This window comes from Janthinobacterium silvisoli, from assembly GCF_014200725.1.
Classification (GTDB): Bacteria; Pseudomonadota; Gammaproteobacteria; order Burkholderiales; family Burkholderiaceae_D; genus Janthinobacterium.
The window spans coordinates 170,484-190,371 of the sequence record NZ_JACHCL010000007.1 but is presented as its reverse complement, the minus strand read 5'-3'; the positions used below and the strand labels follow the sequence as shown (position 1 = coordinate 190,371).

The 19,888-nt window shown below is 52.0% G+C and carries 17 protein-coding genes; 10 read left to right on the top strand and 7 right to left on the bottom strand.

The genetic code is table 11. From position 1 onward, the window contains the following. Positions 1 to 101: 101 nt before the first annotated feature. The 3 genes from HDE75_RS23725 to HDE75_RS23715 all read left to right on the top strand — a co-directional run bounded on the left by HDE75_RS23725 (position 102) and on the right by HDE75_RS23715 (position 3,208). A complete protein-coding gene (locus HDE75_RS23725) occupies positions 102 to 776 on the top strand; it encodes a DUF4145 domain-containing protein (RefSeq protein WP_183681230.1) in 675 nt (224 codons plus the stop codon). Positions 777 to 960: 184 nt separating this feature from the next. Beyond that, on the top strand, positions 961 to 2,250 hold the full coding sequence (locus tag HDE75_RS23720; RefSeq protein ID WP_183681232.1) for a RelA/SpoT domain-containing protein: 1,290 nt from the start codon (positions 961 to 963) through the stop codon (positions 2,248 to 2,250). A 709-nt stretch (positions 2,251 to 2,959) separates the two neighbouring features. Further along, complete coding sequence (locus tag HDE75_RS23715) at positions 2,960 to 3,208, top strand: hypothetical protein (protein ID WP_183681234.1); 249 nt, start codon at positions 2,960 to 2,962, stop codon at positions 3,206 to 3,208. A gap of 235 nt (positions 3,209 to 3,443) precedes the next feature. Here HDE75_RS23715 and HDE75_RS26875 read toward each other — a convergent pair whose 3' ends face one another. Beyond that, the gene (locus tag HDE75_RS26875) at positions 3,444 to 3,713 is read right to left on the bottom strand and encodes a hypothetical protein (protein WP_260174302.1); all 270 of its coding nucleotides are present in this window, start codon (positions 3,711 to 3,713) and stop codon (positions 3,444 to 3,446) included. Here HDE75_RS26875 and HDE75_RS27045 point away from each other — a divergent pair. The 7 genes from HDE75_RS27045 to HDE75_RS23680 all read left to right on the top strand — a co-directional run bounded on the left by HDE75_RS27045 (position 3,615) and on the right by HDE75_RS23680 (position 11,872). Continuing rightward, positions 3,615 to 3,812: a diacylglycerol kinase gene (locus HDE75_RS27045; RefSeq protein WP_409254934.1), complete on the top strand. Its 198-nt coding sequence runs from the start codon at positions 3,615 to 3,617 to the stop codon at positions 3,810 to 3,812. The genes HDE75_RS26875 and HDE75_RS27045 overlap by 99 nt on opposite strands. Before the next feature lie 480 nt (positions 3,813 to 4,292). After that, on the top strand, positions 4,293 to 5,705 hold the full coding sequence (locus HDE75_RS23705) for a mannose-1-phosphate guanylyltransferase/mannose-6-phosphate isomerase (protein ID WP_409254935.1): 1,413 nt from the start codon (positions 4,293 to 4,295) through the stop codon (positions 5,703 to 5,705). A 334-nt stretch (positions 5,706 to 6,039) separates the two neighbouring features. Continuing rightward, on the top strand, positions 6,040 to 7,119 hold the full coding sequence (gene rfbB / locus HDE75_RS23700; RefSeq protein WP_183681240.1) for a dTDP-glucose 4,6-dehydratase: 1,080 nt from the start codon (positions 6,040 to 6,042) through the stop codon (positions 7,117 to 7,119). Further along, positions 7,119 to 8,012 (top strand): glucose-1-phosphate thymidylyltransferase RfbA, encoded by an 894-nt coding sequence (gene rfbA, locus HDE75_RS23695; RefSeq protein ID WP_183681242.1) that lies wholly within the window; start codon positions 7,119 to 7,121, stop codon positions 8,010 to 8,012. The genes rfbB and rfbA overlap by 1 nt, the downstream gene beginning before the upstream one ends. Before the next feature lie 44 nt (positions 8,013 to 8,056). After that, positions 8,057 to 8,602, top strand: coding sequence for a dTDP-4-dehydrorhamnose 3,5-epimerase (gene rfbC, locus HDE75_RS23690; protein WP_183681244.1), 546 nt, complete (start codon positions 8,057 to 8,059; stop codon positions 8,600 to 8,602). Between the two features lie 56 nt (positions 8,603 to 8,658). Next, the gene (gene rfbD / locus HDE75_RS23685; protein WP_183681246.1) at positions 8,659 to 9,531 is read left to right on the top strand and encodes a dTDP-4-dehydrorhamnose reductase; all 873 of its coding nucleotides are present in this window, start codon (positions 8,659 to 8,661) and stop codon (positions 9,529 to 9,531) included. A gap of 400 nt (positions 9,532 to 9,931) precedes the next feature. Next, positions 9,932 to 11,872, top strand: a complete 1,941-nt coding sequence (locus HDE75_RS23680; protein WP_183681248.1) for a polysaccharide biosynthesis protein — start codon at positions 9,932 to 9,934, stop codon at positions 11,870 to 11,872. A gap of 192 nt (positions 11,873 to 12,064) precedes the next feature. On the opposite strand, the gene HDE75_RS23675 is transcribed toward HDE75_RS23680, so the two are convergent. From HDE75_RS23675 to HDE75_RS23650, 6 genes are all read right to left on the bottom strand, one after another. Then, positions 12,065 to 12,625: a sugar transferase gene (locus HDE75_RS23675; RefSeq protein WP_183681250.1), complete on the bottom strand. Its 561-nt coding sequence runs from the start codon at positions 12,623 to 12,625 to the stop codon at positions 12,065 to 12,067. 180 nt (positions 12,626 to 12,805) lie between these two features. Next, a complete protein-coding gene (locus HDE75_RS23670) occupies positions 12,806 to 13,762 on the bottom strand; it encodes an NAD-dependent epimerase/dehydratase family protein (protein WP_183681253.1) in 957 nt (318 codons plus the stop codon). Between the two features lie 2 nt (positions 13,763 to 13,764). Beyond that, positions 13,765 to 14,937, bottom strand: a complete 1,173-nt coding sequence (locus HDE75_RS23665; protein WP_183681255.1) for a glycosyltransferase — start codon at positions 14,935 to 14,937, stop codon at positions 13,765 to 13,767. Next, positions 14,934 to 16,088 (bottom strand): glycosyltransferase family 4 protein, encoded by a 1,155-nt coding sequence (locus tag HDE75_RS23660; RefSeq protein ID WP_183681257.1) that lies wholly within the window; start codon positions 16,086 to 16,088, stop codon positions 14,934 to 14,936. Before HDE75_RS23660 ends, HDE75_RS23665 begins: the two co-directional genes overlap by 4 nt. 1,354 nt (positions 16,089 to 17,442) lie before the next feature. Then, positions 17,443 to 18,474, bottom strand: coding sequence for a glycosyltransferase family 2 protein (locus HDE75_RS23655; RefSeq protein ID WP_183681258.1), 1,032 nt, complete (start codon positions 18,472 to 18,474; stop codon positions 17,443 to 17,445). 108 nt (positions 18,475 to 18,582) lie between these two features. Further along, positions 18,583 to 19,857, bottom strand: coding sequence for a hypothetical protein (locus tag HDE75_RS23650; protein ID WP_183681260.1), 1,275 nt, complete (start codon positions 19,855 to 19,857; stop codon positions 18,583 to 18,585). Positions 19,858 to 19,888: the final 31 nt, after the last annotated feature.

The window sequence follows — 19,888 nt, the reverse complement described above, 5'->3', positions numbered from 1 at the left end:
AATGCATGGTTGCCATCTGAACAAGAAGCTATACTTCCTATATGACTGGTTCTGCCAGAAGCAGTCGTTCTGTTTGCTACCCCCTCGGATTAGGAAAATCAATGACTGTCAAGAAATATGCGGTTCGCTTTCAGCAGTTGAAGGAACAATTTGACGCTGTTCTTGCTACCAAAGGTTCTGTTTATAATTCCTTCACACAATCCAATCATGACACTCTGGATAGTGGTCTGGCTCATGAATGGAGAGTCAAAGCCCGAAGCTTGATTTCTATGGCTTGTGGAGAAAACTCACTTCATTTGAAGGAGTTTGTTGCGAGTGAAAAGCCTCAAACAATGGAGGGTCCTGTTAGCCTGATGCAAAGACTGGGCGCCGTGTTTAATGCTGTCAGAGATGACTACGAAGGCGGATATCTCACTTCTTTCAGATCATTGGTTCAAGCTGATGTATTCGACAATGAGCTGGAACAGGCAAGTGAGCTGCTAAGTAGCGGCTACTATATCGCGGCGGCTGTGATTGCTAGAACCGTTTTAGAGACGGCAATAGCAGACCTTTGTGAACGGCAAAACCCGAAGATCCCTCGCCAGAGGTTGGCAAAGATGAACGATGACCTAGCAAAAGCCGCGGTCTACAGCTCCTTAAAGCAAAAGAAGATTGTGGCCCTATCGGCCGTTGGCAATAGCGCAGCTCATGGCAAACACGATGAATTTTCTGCGGCAGATGTGAAAAGCATGATATCGGATATCCGCGATCTGATTGATGGTTGGCTGTCGGAATAGCCTGAAGAGTCCCAAATGTACTAGCTCAGATTGATACAAGCTGTTAGAAAATTTGCAATCAAAATCTCGCTGGACTAGTCAGTGGCGTAAGTGCCGCCTAGGACGGCAATCGAAAGGGGGTGCGTCGGCAAGAACGGACGCACCCTTCATTTTTTCGACAGCAGCAAAATAAGGAACTGATCCGATGGACCTGATTGACCGTTTCATAGAACGATACCGGCGCGAATTCGACTTCTTCGACCAAGCCGCACGCCTTGCCCATGGACAGCTCGACAGCGCGCTGGCGTCGAGCGGAATTCAAGCGATGGTGACTTACCGGGCAAAGCGCCCTGATCGTCTTGAGCAGAAGCTTAGGCAGAGGGATAAGTCGAAGAACTACAAGAACACCCAAGATATCTACGACGACATTGTTGACTTCGCAGGGGTGCGAGTTGCGCTCTACTTTCCCGGCGCGCGTGAGGAAGTTGATAAGGTTATTCAGGCAAACTTCGACATCGCTGGTAAACCAAAGAAATTTCCGCAAGCATCATCTACGCCGACTTACGAAAAACGATTTTCTGGCTATTGGGCAACTCATTACCGAGTTCGGCTTCGAGATCACTATCTTCAGACCCCACAGAAGCGCTATTCCGACGCAGTGATAGAAATTCAGGTTGCCTCTGTGCTCATGCATGCATGGTCCGAGGTTGAACATGATCTTGTTTATAAGCCGCTCCAAGGCTCGCTTTCCGAAGATGAATATGCGATTCTAGACGAACTCAACGGCCTCGTTTTAGCTGGGGAGATCGCGCTAGAGCGGTTGCAAAGAGCAATCGCTTCGCGGGTTGCGCGTGAAGGTACACCGTTTACTAGCCACTACGAGCTTGCAGCATTCCTGCAGAGGTGTGCTGCCCCGATCCTCCAAGCTGAAGTGAACGAGTCCGCGCTTGGACGAGTAGACGCGCTTTATGAACTACTAGTACGGCTTGAGTTAAACACACCGGAGCATGTTCGACCGTTTATCTCCGCCATCCATCCTGACGTCGAGAAGCGAACGATCTCGGACCAGCTTGTCGACCAAATCCTGGAATCTGATCCGACGCGGTATCGTGTCTATGCGGGCGTCCGACGTAAGTACGAGCATGACCCCAAAGTGTTAGGTTCGAATGCTGAGCCACTTAAACACGAGGAAGCGGTACTTGGCGCGTTTATGCGCAAATGGATTGAGCTAGAACAGCACATATCAGCTGCTTTGAAGAGTCAAGGGATGGAAGGTCCACAGTTCATTACGAATCGCTCTGTTCTAGAACGGTTCGTTGGGATTGAACCTGAGATGAGACGCGAGATTGATCGGATACGGATGGTCCGAAACAAAGCCGTTCATGGGCGCGAGCAGATTGATGTTAGCGAACTAAAGGAGGCGACACGTTTACTCAAACGGATTTTGCGGCATCTTAGGGACGGCAATGAGCCTATAGCAATCGTTGATGCCTGATCCTGTCATAAAGGTGATATCCAATATCTTCACCATGAACGCGTGACAGTGCGCTTCGGGCCGACAGCGCACTGTCTCGTATGACTTTTTGATGCAAGGATTCGCAGGACCTGTTGTTTAGGCAACAAAAAAGCTGGGCCACCGGTGTTGCTGTTCAAACAAAGTGACAGCACCTCGCACAGACAGTCAGTCAGATTTGCGGACTGCCATCCAAGCGTATCAGCAGCTTTTTCGACTCAATGTGGGGTCGAAAATGTGATGGCGCGTAACTTGTTGATTAAGGTGGCGTTTTGGTGTGATCGCAGACCCATGCGCTTCAGAGCCGCATGAACAGTGCCTCTTGACGAGGTGGAGGGGCTTGGGAAGCTTCTGCTCTACCATTGAGCTACACCCGCGTAGCCTGTATTTTACGCGCGGTAGAATACACTTGGCAAACTGGCTGCCTCTCCTACGACGCGGCAGCCATAACGGACGCAGCATGCAACATCCGCTGAAATAAATAGCATTTCAGGTAATTTGTTAATAGAGAACAACATATTTGTGAAAAACGGTAAAAAATGCTTTAACATACATCAGAATTATTGTTGATAATTCTTCTTATGAACTGTGCAGCACAGACTAACATGAGAAATGTTGTTACAATCATGTACTAGTTTCATAAGTTTCATACGTTTCAATATTCCCCCTGTTCAACTCCAAAGGATACCTCATGAAAAAAGTTCTGATCGCTTCGGCAATCCTGTCCTTCGCTTGCGCACAAGCTATGGCCCAATCGGCCCCAGCACCAGCAACCGCAGCACCAGCAACTGGTACCGCTGCTGCAGGCGCGGCAGCTGGCACCACCGTTGCTGGCCTGAGCGTTAGCACCTTGATCGCAATCGGCGCAGCCGTTGCGGTTGTGGCCGGTGCAGCAAGCTCGGATTCGACCACTACCCACGCTACTACTACTCATCATTAATTGATTGCTGCTTAGGCAGCAACATATAAGTCTGGCTCCAGCCTGTTCACAGGACTGGAGTTAAAGTCTTTAGATGAAAAGATGGCAGCATACGTATTACAATAAAAGCCCTTTTCAATTCATTGAAAACGGGCTTTTATTTTTTGAACCGTTTAAAAATGCAGCGTTCTTTCTTCTCTGCAGAAGCCAGGCATAACACTCAGGCTTCACTGTTCATTGTGCATTTTAATCAGACTCAACGCCATGCCAGTGACACAGCAAGTGCCAATATTTGCCAGCGGATGAAAACAGCAGCCTTGGGCAGAACGCATGGGATGCTTCCTGCATGGACACGCCGCAGCCTTCCATTGGAAAGTGTTTTTGCCTGCAATGTCTTGCCGCCGTGACAGTTATCATCGTGCCGTCCATGTCCCCACCTTCGGCGCTCCTGCTGCTTGATGGCGGTTTGGTACTGGCCGCAAAGCTGTTCAACTCGGCCCTTGAGCATCTGATCGATCACTTGCATCCATCTCTGCACACGGCCTCAGGATCGCCAGGACAGCGCCACCGGGCGGTATCCATCCTGAGCCGCAATACAGCATGCGTGTGTTGCTTTTCCAGTTGAAACTGGCCGCAGCCTGGGCAATCGGCCAGCAGTAGAAACTACAATAATAAAGGGACTGGGCAACAAAGTTGATATGCAATGATAGAACATGAGAAGCATTTTCTAACTCCAGGTGCGGCACCGGCTCCTGCAAGGTGTCGCCATACTCAAAATCTGCTGCACCTCCCGCCCCAGGAATGTGCCGTCGTTACGACGATGCGCGACGACCAGTACAGCATGGGTTCGATTTCCAAGTACCTTTTCCGCTCAGCGAGCCCCATTAGCCGCGCAATCAAGCACACCGCCAGTACTGGGATTCATGAAGAAAAGAGAAATATGGTTTCTTATATCTCACTATAATGTTGCCTTCTTAAATATAGTAAGTATCAAAAAACTTTTCGTACTTCCCGAATAATGAAAATAAAGTACGACACTGACGCTTTGCGAAAAACTGATATCTCGCTGCCCAATAATTAAATTCGAATTGATGCTTAGATGAATATTCCACTTATCCCTGTTGTTCTCTGTGGCGGTTCCGGCACACGCTTGTGGCCTCTTTCCCGCGATGCTTTTCCCAAGCAGTTTCTACGTCTTTCTGGCAACGACAGCATGTTGCAACAAACCCTGCAGCGGCTCAGCGGTATTCAGGGATTAGCACCCGCCTTGTTGGTATGCAATGAGTCGTCACGCTTCATCGTCGCTGAGCAGTTGCGCGAAATCGGCTTGAACGATGCCCGCATGCTGCTCGAACCGATGCGTCGCAATACGGCGCCAGCGATCGCTACGGCGGCCTTGCAGGCCATGGAAAAGGGCGAAGATCCGGTCCTGCTGGTCTTGCCTGCCGACCATGTAATTCTCGATACCGCGGCCTTCCACCAGGCAGTCAGCCTGGCACGCAAAGCCGCCGAGGAAGGCAGCCTGCTCACCTTCGGCATTACGCCTACCGGCCCCGAGACCGGCTACGGCTATATCCGCGCCGAAGGGCGTGAAGCAGGCCAAGTCCATCGCATCATTGAATTCGTGGAGAAACCGGCACTGGCGCTTGCCGAACAATATATCGCCAGTGGCGACTATTTATGGAACAGCGGCATGTTCTTGTTCCGCGCCAGCCGCTATCTGGAAGAACTTGAACGTTTTCACCCTGCGGTCGTCGCTGCTTGCCGCGATGCGCTGGCAAAAGCCAAGAGCGACCTCGATTTCATCCGCCTGGATCACGATGCCTATGCCGCCAGCCCCGATATCGCTGTCGATTATGCAGTGATGGAACGCACCGGTCATGCCGCCACCATCGCGTTGAATGCGGGTTGGAATGATATCGGATCGTGGGCGGCCGTCTTCGACGTCGCGGAAAAAGATGCCAGTAACAATAGCGCACAAGGCGATGTCTTGATGCAAGATTGCAACGATTGCCTAGTCCATGGCAATAGCCGCCTGGTTACCGCCATAGGCATGCGCAATACCGTTATCGTGGAAACTGCCGATGCTGTATTGGTCATGGATGCCGACCAGGCACAACATACCAAAACGCTGGTTGCGCAACTGATCAATCAGCAGCGCAACGAAGCCACCATGCACCGTGAAGTGTTCCGCCCTTGGGGTTCGTATGACTCGATCGGTAATGGGGACCGTTTCCAGGTCAAGCGCATCACTGTCAAACCAGGCGCCAAGCTGTCGCTGCAGATGCACCATCACCGCGCCGAGCACTGGATTGTCGTCTCCGGTACTGCCCAGATCACAAATGGCGACAAGGAATATTTACTGACTGAAAACCAGTCCACTTATATTCCGCTTGGCGTGGTGCACTCGCTGGCCAATCCGGGCAAGGTGCCGCTGGAACTGATTGAAATCCAGTCGGGCAGCTACCTGGGCGAGGATGATATCGTGCGGTTTGAAGACCGTTACGGCCGGGTTTAAACAGACCTGCCAAAGGGGTATCGCGTTGGCATATCCCTTGGCACCCATATTGACGTTTCAGTTAAAAATGATCCGTGCACAATCGGCTATTTTCTGTGCAAGACTGACTTGGATGAAATGTTACAGCTCAAGACAGTCGCGGTGGGGCAAGACTACAGCGACAGCTACAATAGCGGCTCTCTCTTGAAGCATGATAGGTCAGCACCTGATCGCTTTTTTAATGACATGGGCAGCCCGCAGAAAACCAGGAAAGTCATCTCAAAAAAGATGGCGCGCATTAACACAACGTCGTCAGAATATTTAATAATTTCCAAAGCAAGAAAAGGATAACAACATGATTTTAGTTACTGGCGGCGCCGGATTCATCGGGTCCAATTTTGTACGCGACTGGCTGGCGCTTAATGATGAACCCGTCATTACCCTCGACAAACTAACCTACGCTGGCAATCTCAGCAATCTCGCGAGCCTGGAACAAGATCCGCGTCACATCTTCGTGCGTGGCGATATTTGCGATACCGCCCATATCGCGCGCTTGTTGGCAGAACACCAGCCACGCGCCATCGTGCATTTTGCTGCGGAAAGCCATGTCGATCGTTCGATCCACAGCCCCGGCGAATTTATTTCAACCAATGTCAACGGCACCTTCAGTCTGCTCGAAGCAGCACGCGCCTACTGGTCCGGACTGAGCGGCGATCACAAGGATGGGTTCCGTTTCCTGCACGTCTCGACCGATGAAGTCTATGGCACGCTGGGGCCGCACGATCCGCCATTCACCGAAACCACGCCATATGCACCGAACAGCCCCTATTCGGCATCGAAAGCAGCGTCCGACCACTTGGTGCGCGCGTATTTCCATACCTATGGCATGCCGGTACTTACCACCAACTGCTCGAACAACTACGGTTCTTTCCATTTTCCGGAAAAACTGATTCCCCTTATCATCAGCAACGCCCGCGCCGGCAAGCCGCTGCCGATCTATGGCGATGGCATGCAGGTACGCGACTGGCTGTATGTGGGCGACCATTGCTCGGCCATTCGGCGCGTGCTGGAAGCCGGCAGACTGGGTGAGGTCTACAACGTAGGTGGCTGGAACGAAATGACAAACCTGGAAGTCGTACACACCTTGTGCGACATTCTCGACTCACTCGATCCGAAAGCTGCGGGAAGCTATCGTGATCAGATCACCTACGTCCAGGACCGGCCTGGCCATGACCGCCGCTATGCCATCGATGCACGCAAGATCGAACGCGAGCTGGGCTGGAAGCCGGCTGAAACGTTCCAGACCGGCATACGCAAGACAGTCCAGTGGTACCTCGATAACCAGGCCTGGGTACACGAAGTACAGTCGGGCGAGTACCTGAAGTGGGTAGAAAAAAATTACGCGACGCGCGATACAACCAAGGATGCAATCTGATGACCAGCACTATCGAACGCAAGGGCATTATCCTGGCCGGCGGCTCCGGTACGCGCCTGTACCCGGTCACCATGGCGGTGTCGAAGCAACTGCTGCCGGTATATGACAAGCCGATGATTTACTATCCGCTAACCACACTGATGCTGGCCGGCATACGCGATATCTTGATCATCTCGACACCCCAGGATACGCCACGCTTCAAAGAATTGCTGGGCGATGGCAGCCAGTGGGGTATTCACCTGACTTATGCCGTGCAACCGAGCCCTGATGGCCTGGCACAGGCATTCATCATCGGCAAGGAGTTCGTCGGTGACGCGCCCTCGGCACTGATCTTGGGCGACAACATTTATTATGGCCACAACTTTGAGGCGCAATTGTGCGAAGCAACAGCGCGCACCACTGGCTCCACCGTGTTCGCTTATCACGTACACGATCCGGAACGCTATGGCGTCGTCGACTTCGATGAACAGCGGCGCGCCATCAGCATCGAAGAAAAGCCGCTCAAGCCAAAATCGAACTACGCCGTCACCGGTCTGTACTTTTATGACAACCAGGTATGTGAGATCGCCGCAGGCATCGCACCTTCGCCGCGTGGCGAGCTGGAAATTACCGACGTCAATCGTGTCTACCTGGAGCGCGACGAACTCAATGTTGAACTGATGGGCCGCGGCATGGCCTGGCTCGATACCGGCACACATGAATCGCTGCTGGAAGCAGGTCAATTCATCGCCACGATCGAAAACCGCCAGGGGCTTAAAGTGGCTTGTCCGGAAGAGATCGCCTATCGCAAGGGCTACATTGACGCCGAAAAACTGGCGCAACTGGCCCAGCCGTTGAAGAAGAATGCCTATGGACAATATCTGCTGCATTTACTCGACGACAAGATATTCTAAGGCGCCGCGCGCCTTCCACCCAGTTCATACCCTACGAATACACCATGCAAATTCAGACCACAGCCATACCTGACGTGTTAATACTCGAGCCAACCGTATTTGGTGACGATCGCGGTTTTTTCTACGAGAGCTTCAACAAAAAACGCTTTACCGAACTGACCGGCGTGACACGCGAATTTATTCAGGATAACCATTCCAAGTCCGCCAAGGGGGTATTGCGTGGTCTGCACTATCAGATCCAGCAACCACAAGGAAAACTGGTGCGTGTCACCGCTGGCGAAGTATTCGACGTCGTCGTTGACCTGCGTAAAAGCTCACCAACTTTTGGAAAATGGGTCGGTGTCGTGCTGTCGGCCGCTAACAAACGTCAGTTGTGGGTACCGGAAGGTTTTGCTCACGGCTTCGTGGTAACGAGCGACAGCGCCGAGTTCCTTTACAAGACCACCGATTACTGGGCGCCGGAATTTGAGCGTTGCGTCCTGTGGAACGATCCGGCGATCGGCATCGAATGGCCTTTGGACAGCGAGCCGCTGCTATCGGGCAAAGACAAGCTCGGAACACTGCTGGCCGACGCCGACGTCTTCGCCTGATTCATACCTGTGGCACGGCAACGCAGTGCCGTACTCATCACTATCGAGATTACTTCATGACGCGTATTTTAATTACAGGAAAAACCGGCCAGGTTGGCTACGAACTCGAGCGCAGCTTGCAAGGTTTGGGCGAGATCATTGCCGTTGACCGCAGCCAGATGGACCTGGCCGATCTAGATCAGGTACGCGATGTGGTCCGCCGCATCAAACCAACGCTGATCGTCAATCCAGCCGCCTACACCGCAGTCGATAAGGCGGAGACTGAAGTCGAGCTAGCGATGCGTATCAATGGGGAAGCGCCTGGCGTGTTGGCAGAGGAAGCCAGTAAACTAGGCGCTGCCATGATTCACTACAGTACCGATTATGTATTTGATGGCACGAAAGAAACGCCATATACCGAAGATGATCCAACCTGTCCCATCAACGTCTATGGTCGCAGCAAGCTCGCCGGTGAACAGGCGATCGCGGCCACAGGAATCGCACACCTGATTCTGCGCACTAGCTGGGTCTACAGTATGCATGGAAAAAATTTCTTGCTCACCATGCGTCGCCTGGCCCAAGAGCGCGATACGCTCAGTATCGTTTCCGACCAACATGGAGCACCGACGTGGAGCCGTACCATCGCCGATACCACAGCCCACATCGTCGCGCAAAGCCTGACAGCGCAGGATCCCTATGCATGGCTGCAACAACGCGCTGGTATTTACCATTTGAGCGCTCAAGGGCAAACCACCTGGTTTGGCTTCACCGAGGCGATTATGGCGCATGCGTCTATTACAAAAAAACCACAGTTAAAAGCGATCCTGGCACAAGACTATCCGGTACCAGCGAAGCGCCCGATTAATTCGCTGCTGTCCTCACAACACTTGATTAATACTTTTTGCCAGTTGCCGCAATGGGAAGAGGCACTAAGACTGTGCCAGGGTTAAACCCGTATTGCCATACATACACCGGCCAATTTCATCGCGCAATGTGCGCGATGAAATTGGCCGGGGCTTGAAAGTAATGCAATCTGCGCCAGATCATTCTACGCCGGACGCTACACTATTTTCACAGCACAAGAAGCCGCTGTCGCGCCCAGGATAAAAACATAGCGCAACTGTTTTCATTGTTTTTCCACTACGCCGCGCCAAAGACTTATGATTGTGGATAGAAGAAGTTGTTATTTTCAATAATCCCGCATACATGACGGGAAATCAAAGTGAGATACATTGGAAATAGCTTCCAAAAAAATCACAACATACACATTTGCCGATTTATCTCGGACAAGAGAACGTCATGTTACATTTTATGATTGTTCATCGCTTCACCTTACGCTTGAATTAATCGATGAAAACGAAATTTCTGAATCTCTCGCGCTTCCATAAACAAGTAGTCGCAGTGGCAGCTGATGCTGTTTGCATCCCATTGACTTTTATTGCTGCTCTTGCGCTACATTTGCACACATTGGATGTTGCGTCGCTCGCTGCCTATGCGGTGCTAATAATTGCCGCACCGATCATTTCGATCCCGATCTTTATACGCATGGGCTTGTACCGTGCCGTTATCCGCTACATCGACCATCAGATTGTCCTGACTATAACGACCTGGGCGATCCTGTCGGTCATTGCCGTAGCACTCCTGAGCCTCGTACTGCCCAATCTCACTTTTTCCGTGATCCCGTATCTGATCTTTACCGCCTTGCTGATCATTTATCTACTGGTCAGCCGCTTCACGGCACGCGGGTTTTTCCTCGGCGACCAGCGCGGACCGCAGCGCATGCGTGTTGCGATCTACGGTGCAGGCGGGGCCGGCATTCAGCTAGCCAATGCCCTGCGTCTGAGTAGCGAATATCTTCCAATCATCTTCTTGGACGACAACGTCCAACTGCATGGTGCCAGCATAGCCGGGATCAAGGTGTGGTGCCCCACCCACCTCGAAGCTATCCTGCAAAAATACCAGATCGGCGCAGTACTGCTGGCCATGCCTGCGCTTAGCCATGCCGAGCAGCGTGCCATCATCGACCGTCTCACGCCGCTGAAGATCAAGATCAAGGTCACGCCGCCCATTCAGAACTTGGTCAAAGGCTCGTTGCGAGTGGAAGACGTGCGCGAGATCGAAATTGAAGACTTGCTCAGCCGCGATCCGGTCGCCCCCAACGGTGCGCTGCTGTCGGTATGCATCACCGGAAAATCAGTAGCGGTGAGCGGCGCCGGTGGCTCGATTGGTTCAGAGCTGTGCCGCCAGATCGTGATGCAGGCGCCAAGCCGCTTGGTACTCATTGAATTGTCCGAATACGGCTTGTATGCCATCGACCAGGAACTACGGGCCATCGCCTTGGCCAACGGCATCGATGTCGAGCTGATTCCATTCCTGGGATCCGTGCTCGACACGAAAAAATGCGAAAACATTTTCAAGCAGTTCAAGGTGGAAACCGTGTATCACGCGGCGGCCTACAAGCATGTACCGCTGGTAGAACAAAATCCGATCGAAGGCATCCGCAATAATGCCTTCGGCACACTCAGTCTTGCGCGCGCGGCAGTCGCTGCCAAAGTAAAACGCTTTGTCCTGATTTCCACCGACAAGGCGGTACGGCCAACCAATGTGATGGGTTCCACCAAGCGCCTGGCCGAATTGATCTTGCAGGCATTCTCGCGCCAGCATACACAGATGCGCTTTTGCATGGTGCGGTTTGGTAATGTGCTGGGCTCGTCCGGTTCAGTCGTGCCGCTGTTCCGGCGCCAGATTGCAGCAGGTGGTCCGGTTACGCTGACACATGCGGAAATTACCCGCTATTTCATGACTATTCCCGAAGCGGCGCAACTGGTGCTGCAAGCTGGCGCCATGGGCCGTGGCGGCGACGTGTTCGTTCTGGATATGGGCGAACCAGTCAAAATTGCCGACCTGGCCAAGAAAATGATTTATCTGAGCGGGCATGAAGTACGCAGTGACGGAGGCAAAGGCGGCATTGAAATTCGTTATGTTGGCTTGCGGCCGGGCGAGAAGCTGTATGAAGAATTGCTCATCGGAGATAATGTCACCGGTACCGAGCACCCGCTCATCATGCGCGCCCAAGAGGCGGAGATTGCCTGGCCGATCCTGGAGCAAATGCTCAAGCAGCTCGATCAGGCATGCGAACAGGGCGACCATGAAGCCATCCGCGATCAATTGCGAGCAATCGTTCCCGAGTTCACACCGTCGTCGGATATCGATGATCACCTGTGGAAGATATTACTTACGACCATGCCAGCCAACCTGGTCCCGCCATCGGATGCCGAAGTAACGGCCTGACCACTGCCGCGTCAAGCGCTGCCGACCACCGTCAGGTCGGCAGTATCACGCCATTTGCGGTAGTACATCGAGGCACACAGCAATGCGCTACGCAACTTGCTGCCCGCCTCGCCTCACAAACACAGTCACCAAAGACAACGCGGCCGGATTCTTTCGAACCGGCCGCGTCGTTGTAATACTTCCCTGCTGAACTTAATGGGTGATGCCGTCCCGGCGCACCACTTTTAATACCGTCAGCGCGATGACCTTGATATCGAATGCCAGCGACTGGCGTTGCAGGTAATCGAGGTCAAGCTTGACCTTTTGATCGATTGGCAGCTCATCGCGGCCATTGATCTGGGCCCAGCCTGTCAGGCCCGGGCGAATCTCGTGCACGCCCTTCTCGGTACGCATGTCGATCAGGTTTTGCTGGTTAAACAACGCTGGCCTTGGGCCAACGATGCTCATGTCGCCGCGCAAGATACACCACAACTGAGGAATCTCATCGAGGCTGGACTTGCGCAGGAAGCCGCCAATCGGCGTCAGGAACTGGTCGGGGTTAGTCAACAGGTGCGTGGCTACGACCGGGGTGTCGACCCGCATGGTGCGCAGCTTGGGCATGGAGAACAGGTGATTGTAGCGTCCGACCCGGTTCGACCAGTACAAAGCTGGTCCTTTTGACGTCAGCTTGACCAGCACGATCAAAATCAGGAAGGGGATGAAAAACAGGAGCGAGGCCAGCAGCCCCAGGGAAAAATCGAGAAAACGCTTCATCAGGTATATTGCCTTTTCGGTACCATGCCATTCGCTATCGCCATCACAACGATACAATGGCGAGTTAGTATTTTAACCTTTCCCTACGGCTTTTGATACCGGTGTTGCGCCGACAGAAATATGACACATTTTCGCACAACAGTTTTTCCTGCCAGCACTGCATCGGCACAGAGCAGCGCTTTATCGTTCCGCATACCAGCGCCCCGTGCGCTGCAATCCTTCGGCCAGGCTGACTGGTGGCGTCCAGCCCAGTACGGTACGAGCGCGGCTGGCGTCGATAGTCAAGGCCCCACCCAGCTTGTCGAACGTGGCGCTCCTGCCTGCCATGCCGGCCAGTTTCGCCAGCCAACTGGGGGGGACTGAAAACAACGCTGCACTACTGCCCATGCCGCGCGCCAGTCCGCGCAACAGGTCAGGCAGCGTGACGTCTTCCAGGTCGGAAATCAGGAATACCTGGCCGGCCGCCTTCTCGTGTACCAGGCAGGTGGCAAGAAAATCGGCCAGGTTCCAGATGCCGATGAAGCTACGCTTGTTGCGCATCGCGCCAAAGGGCATTGGAATCCGGCTCGATAACACTTTCAGCAGACGCAGGAAGTTACCAGGGCAGCCGGGACCATACACGAGCGGAGGACGCACGATCACCAGTTCCATGGCGCAGTTGGCCGCATCGGCCTGCAAAGCCAGTTCAGCTTCAAGCTTCGAGACGGCATAGGGTTCGGCCGGCAACGGCGTATCGTTTTCGGTAAACGGCCGCTGGTTCTGGTTGCCATTCACGCCCACCGAACTGACAAAGACAAACCGCGCCACACCGGCGCGCGCAGCACTGCGCGCCAATTGCAGGGTGCCGGCCACGTTGGTCGCACGAAATGCTGCCAGCGGATCAGCCACATCGTCGTTCAGAATGTGCGCCCGCGCAGCCAGGTGGATCACGCCTGAGCAGCCCGCCAAAGCCGTATCCCAGTCGGTGTCGGCATCGACATTGCCGACGCCGACAAAGCGCAAGCCAGCGCTGTTCACGTCCGCGTCCGCGGGCACCTTACGCACCGCGGCGATGACCTCGAAACCACGTGCCAGCAATTCTGCGCAGACCATTTTGCCAACAAAACCGTTAGCCCCAGTGACCAGTATTTTTTGCATGATCAAGCCAGGTGGCAAGCCTGGACGAAGCGCTGATTGATCGCGTCCCAGCTATGGTTTTTTTGCACGTAAGCGTAGCCTGCGCTGCCGACCTGCTCGCGCAGCGCGGCCGACTGGAGCAGTGAAATGACCTCTTGCGCAAACTCGGCTGCGCCATCGCGCACCAGAATGTCGACACCGGCCACGCAGCCGATGTCGCCCTGTCCTATCGTCGTTGCGACCACCGGCACGCCGCACGCCATCGCTTCCAGGATCTTGAATTGCATGCCTGAACCGGAACGCATCGGCGCCACGGCGACCGCAGCGGTCTTGATGACTTCAGCGACCGATGGCACGCGTCCCATCACTTCGATGGCGGGATCGGCCTTGCCCAGCGCGACCAGGCTTGGCTGCGGGCGATTGCCCACCACCAACACACGCACACCAGGTACGGCGGCCTTGATCGCGGGCCAGCAGTGTTCGGCGAACCACAGCATGGCGTCCACGTTCGGTTGATAAAACATATTGCCCGTGAAAGCGATCAACGGTGCGGTCGCTGCGGCGGCCGGACGATTGAAGCGCGTGACATCGATACCAAGCGGCAAGACGCCGACATGATCCGAGCCGATTGCCTGCTGGTCGATGGCCGACACCACGAAACAGTGTTCCGCACGTTGAGCAACCTGCTTCTCGTAGGCGGCAACGCGGCGCGCCTCGATGCCGAGAAGCCAGCCCTTGACACCCTTTTCCATACCGGCGCGGCGGCCGAAATTCAGTCCCATCGAGTCGACCATGTCGACAAACAGCCGCCCCTGGTAGCCGCGCGCATTCGGCAATACCCGGATCATGACCGCATACAGCGCCTCGGGAGCAAAGCGGACGGATACCGTCTGATACACCTTCTGGAACTGACGCGAACGAAAATACGCGCACTGAAACGGCATGTCCGGAAACGGAATGGCCTGCAATACCTGCAGCGCCGCACTGAACTTGTTCCATGGCACCAGGTGAACCACGATGCCCAGCGCCTCCAGGGCCAGCGTCGCGGCCCGGTCCTCTGGCTGGTCGCGGCTGCCAAAACAAATCAGTTCAACCGTGTTGTTGCGAGCCAGGTGACTAAGGCGGAAATACGAAATGACTTGGTCGCCATTCCTGTCAATTGCAGGAATACGGCCAGAAATGGCAAGTAGCTTCATTGGACTGTAGGTTTATTGAGGCAAGCCTCGTAAATGGCGAAGGTCTGGCGCGCAGTTTCTTCCCAGGTGAATTGGCGCGCGCGCGCGTAGCCTTTTTGTGCCAGCGTTGCGCGCAGCGCGTCGTCCTGGAGCACTTGCAGCATGGTGGTCTTGATCGCTTCGACCGACAGCGGATCGACGCACAGCGCCGCGTCTCCGGCCACTTCCGGAATCGACGTGACATTCGACGCAATGACCGGGCAACCTGAAGAAAACGCTTCCAGAATAGGAATACCGAAGCCTTCGTACAGCGACGGGTATACGAACAGTTCCGCATTACGGTACAAGGCGACCAGTTCCTGGATATCGATAAAGCCGAGGAACTTCACGCGCGCCGCGGCACCGGCATCCTTGACCAGTTGGTAGGCCTCGCTCTGTTCCCAGCCGGCGTAGCCGCTGATAACGAGATCGTGCTCGATACCATGCTCTTTTACCAATGCCAGGTAGGCAGTCACGAGACGCACCGTATTCTTGCGCGGATCATTGGCGCCGAGGGTGAAAATGTAAGGACGCGCGCCGCCGCCGGCCGGGCGCTGGACCGGTTCCGCGCTGCGCTGATGCTGAAAAACGGCGTCGCAGGAGAGGAACGTGACATGCACCCGGGCCGGGTCCAGGCCCGGGATCAGATCGAGTATATCCTTGCGCGAAAAATCCGAAATCGTGATTACATGGTCGGCCGCGCGTGCGCAACGCGGCGACACGAAGCGACGGTAATGACGCCCCCATGCCTGGTAGCGGTTGGTTGGCTTCGGCACGAACTCACCGGTCTGGAGAAACATCACATCCATCAGTGACAGCACCATACGCACATTTGCCGGCACGAAGATCGGCGCGGTATTGCCCAGCCCATGCAGAATATCGAGCCGGTCCTCGCGCGCCGCGCGCGGCAGGGCCACTTGCTCCCACAGCGGGTAGGCCGGCATTTTCAGCTGGCGCACGGTAACATTCGGTCCACTTGGCAGGATGCCTTCGCTGTCCGGGATCGCGATATATAAAAAGAACTGAACTGCGGGGTACAGCTTGACCAGCGCGGCAACGACATGCAGCGAGTAGTTGCCGATGCCGCGGCGCGGGTGGCGCGTGATGAAACGCGCGTCGATACCGACTCTCATGAAGACACCTTGCTCAAATCGGGACAGGTACCCGTATCGCAGCGGGACGGATTATTGAATATAAGAATCATCATCAGAACATATCATTAATTAGGATTTGCACGACACTGCAGTAGCATTGCAGACGGGGCGGGAGACTGTTGAGGAGACGCCGCGCGCCATTCGAAAAATACGTCTTTCAGGATGCTCCAACAACATGGCGCGGTAGTCTTTTCTAGCCTGACCCGTCACGGCCATACAGCCAGTCGTCGCCAAGCTGATGAGGTCAGCCACGCATCCATTCGTCCGAGCAAATCAGCGCAGGCCTCAGCGAGGGTGACATGTAATACCAGCCTGATCATCCGGAGCAAAATAAAGCGCATCCGGCAGGCGGGAGCGAACCATTCACGGCCTACCCAAATGTCACTCACGGCACACAGGAAACCGGCATGAATTCCTTCTGCGACCGAATAAGAGAAACTATCGGAAACAATTAGTAAATTTTGACATTCAACAGTCTGCCTAGAACAATATATCGCAGGAACCAAATTATAGGTCCGCCATCATACCGCAGATTCTTGACTGACAGAATTATCTAAATAAAAAATCATGTGCATTCGCCACGATATCGCCATACAAGGACTTTGTGGCAGAGATGAGAGAAAACGGAAAAAAGCACGCTAAACATGCAGTTGCCGAGAGGTAGTGGCGTTGCGGCGTGGTATTGATGTCTTGCTTGACAGCGCACACCTGATCATCCGGTAAACGAGATCCGCTGCCGCCAGTGTAGCGGCATGACGTCAATCGACACCGTTCAGCCGTCATCAACGCTGCGGCAGTGCGAGAGATGTACATGCTCGTCTCGCATGACTGAAGAACTATAGATAGGCTTCCGACTAACTAAGCAACCCCAGAAATAATTATTATTACTGCCCCCCTAAGTAGCCTACTGCAGTGTTGCCCGCTGTTCGCAGTGCCAGCACAGCATCGCAACGGACGCCTTTGCATCCACTTCTGTTTACCATAAATTCACAATAATTTTCCGAGAATTACTTAGTATCCATCTTTCAAGCAAGAGGAAGAAGGTTTACCTATTAACGTAATTTACGGCAGAATTCATCTTGCATTGATAGAAATTTTAATTATATATGGATACTATGCAAACACCACCACTTAAAATTTCCAAATTATTAATAAATAATTTTATTTTTTAAAATTAATTAGTGGAGGCAAGGCTAAAAGCTATTGAAGATATTAGGAACTGCTACGTTGTAAAGTAAAATCGACGCACGAAGCAGACCACCGCCAATGGCCATTCCTTCCATCAATATCCAGTGCGTCGAGACTATCTAATAAAACGTAAACAATCCGCATTCTACTTTCGGTGACCTAACTTTGGTGTATAGCCCAAAGAATTTCGGGCGAAATTAATCAATTTTTCGACCCGTCCAGCACCGACGATCAAGATGAGATAATAATACACATGAAACATAGGAAATGATTTCAAGCCCATGTCACCCAAAGTACGATAATATTTCTTGAATATTCCATATTTTTTATCTGCGTGATATGACAACCAAGGGAAAGAATAATTTGCAATATCCCTCAAAATACCAGCCAATGCGCCTTTATGCGTTTTATCAATCGATTTCGCAATAGTAACAATACCCGACATCATATGGATGCGTGCATCAATAGTGTATTCGCCTGGTGTATATTTTCCTTTTTCGGCACTAGAATGACCAAAATCAGGGGCCTCATCAGCACGGCACAAAGTAATAATCTCCGGAGTAAATACCCCATTGTGCTTCAAAATAATGTTCCCAACGAGATGCAATTGATAGAATAGTGTTCCATCAAATTCCGAAGTCTCGAGTTCCAGTGCCGGTTTTCGTGCGATCGTCAAACCAGCCAAGACACAGGCCCGTCGGAAGAAAAAAGACAGACTATCCAATCCCGCAGGCATAAAGCGCTCATCGGGGAAATATTTTACTGTTTGCACGACATTCTCTGGATTACCGTTAAACCAGCCGTAACCGCGCAAAATAACACCAACATCTTTATTGCGTTCGATAACCTCTGACAAATTTTTCAAGGCGCCAGGACACAAGACGTCGTCATTTCCCAAAAATACGCAATAATCTCCACTAGCAGATTTTAATAATTGCCGCAAATTACGATCGAATCCCAAATTAGTGACATTTTCATGATAAACAATCAAGTCACCATATAAATCCTTATATTCCTGGACAATCTCCCCAATTTCTTGGCGCTGAGGAGAAACATCTTCACAAATAACAATCTCAAACAAATAATCTTTTTGATCAATAACTGAATCCAAGACCTGTTTCAAATATTTTGCTCTGTTATATGCCGGGATACAAACGGACAACTTAGGATTCTTCATACATTATTCCAAAAAATTACGGATCACAAAAAGTATACATCAAATAATGAACATAATGAAACATTATTTTTATATCGACCTTAATTTCATGCTATTACGCAGCCATTTTTATAATACAGCACTTACAACAGGAACGTTCCGCTTCCTATAAACAGGCAAAAATACTATCGCGCCGATAATTATAAAAAGAGTGGCAGACAAAACAATGTCGTTAATGGCATGATCTGGCCCGAGAATGAACAAAAATGATTTAAAGTAAAAAAATGCGATGATAATAAACGAGAGCCCTAGTTTCTTGCTTCGGTACAGCGCCCGATTGAGCAAACCGATAATAGCACCAACCACAAATGACAACATGACTGTTAGTATCGGGCTTTTGGTCAACAAAAGCCACAAGACGTTATAACGAAAGGTCGGACCAAACAGTAAATCATTTTTGTTGACCACCTCGTTGATCGCATAGCCGTAATTAAGTGGAGCTACATCCCAACTGACTACACGGAACGAGGCCAACAGGGATCCAAACAGCTGATAGAAGAATCCTTGGGGAGGTAACATATCGATCGTATCTTTGACGAATGCCATATAGTACACATCGCCGGAGGCAAGCAATCGTGTCAGCAGTGCGGGGACAAGAAGACCAATTTCAGTTGTTTCAAGTACCACTGAGAACATGAACAACATCACAATTAACGCGCCAGTAGCAAAAAATATTTTCTTCTTTAATGACATCGGCAGCGTGTAGCCATTGGTAAAAAAATAAACAGAAATATAGAACAAAAAGAATGCTTTATAGCCGCTGAGAGCACCTAAGATAATACTTATCAGAAACAGAAAACGTTCCTTTTTCGAGTTAGGGGCACCGGTAATTTTCTTCTTGATATAGTAGAAAAGTACGAACAAGGCAGTGGCAACTTGCGACAATCGCAATAAGGCACCAAATCCACCGGCAGACGCATCGTTACGGCTGTCGAGTAACAATGGAATACCATTATTAATGTAAATCATCATATTTGCGCTGATGGCAATAGCCATGGTGAACAATATGCCAAACTTAAGTCGTCTCACGAAGTCAGGCGAGGGTATTTGCGGCGGCAATACCTGTTGGGGGCGCGCAAAAATCAGAATACCGAGAAGTAACGCCGCTTCAGAAAACAAATACGTAAGCGTGTAGTACAATTTTATTTCATTATAGATAGCCAGAAAGAGAACATTAGCTGTGCAAATCGAGTTTGTAAAAATGACTGCGAAATAAATTGGATCCAAAATTGATTTGACTATTTTCCAAAACAAAAGCCGATACAGTACAAACAGTGCCAGCCATAGCACTAAATAGACTTCCATGTGCTGGAGAGCCAGCAGGGAAAATTCGAGGGTTGTCATGTCAATGGATAATCGTTTGTTTGCCTAGACG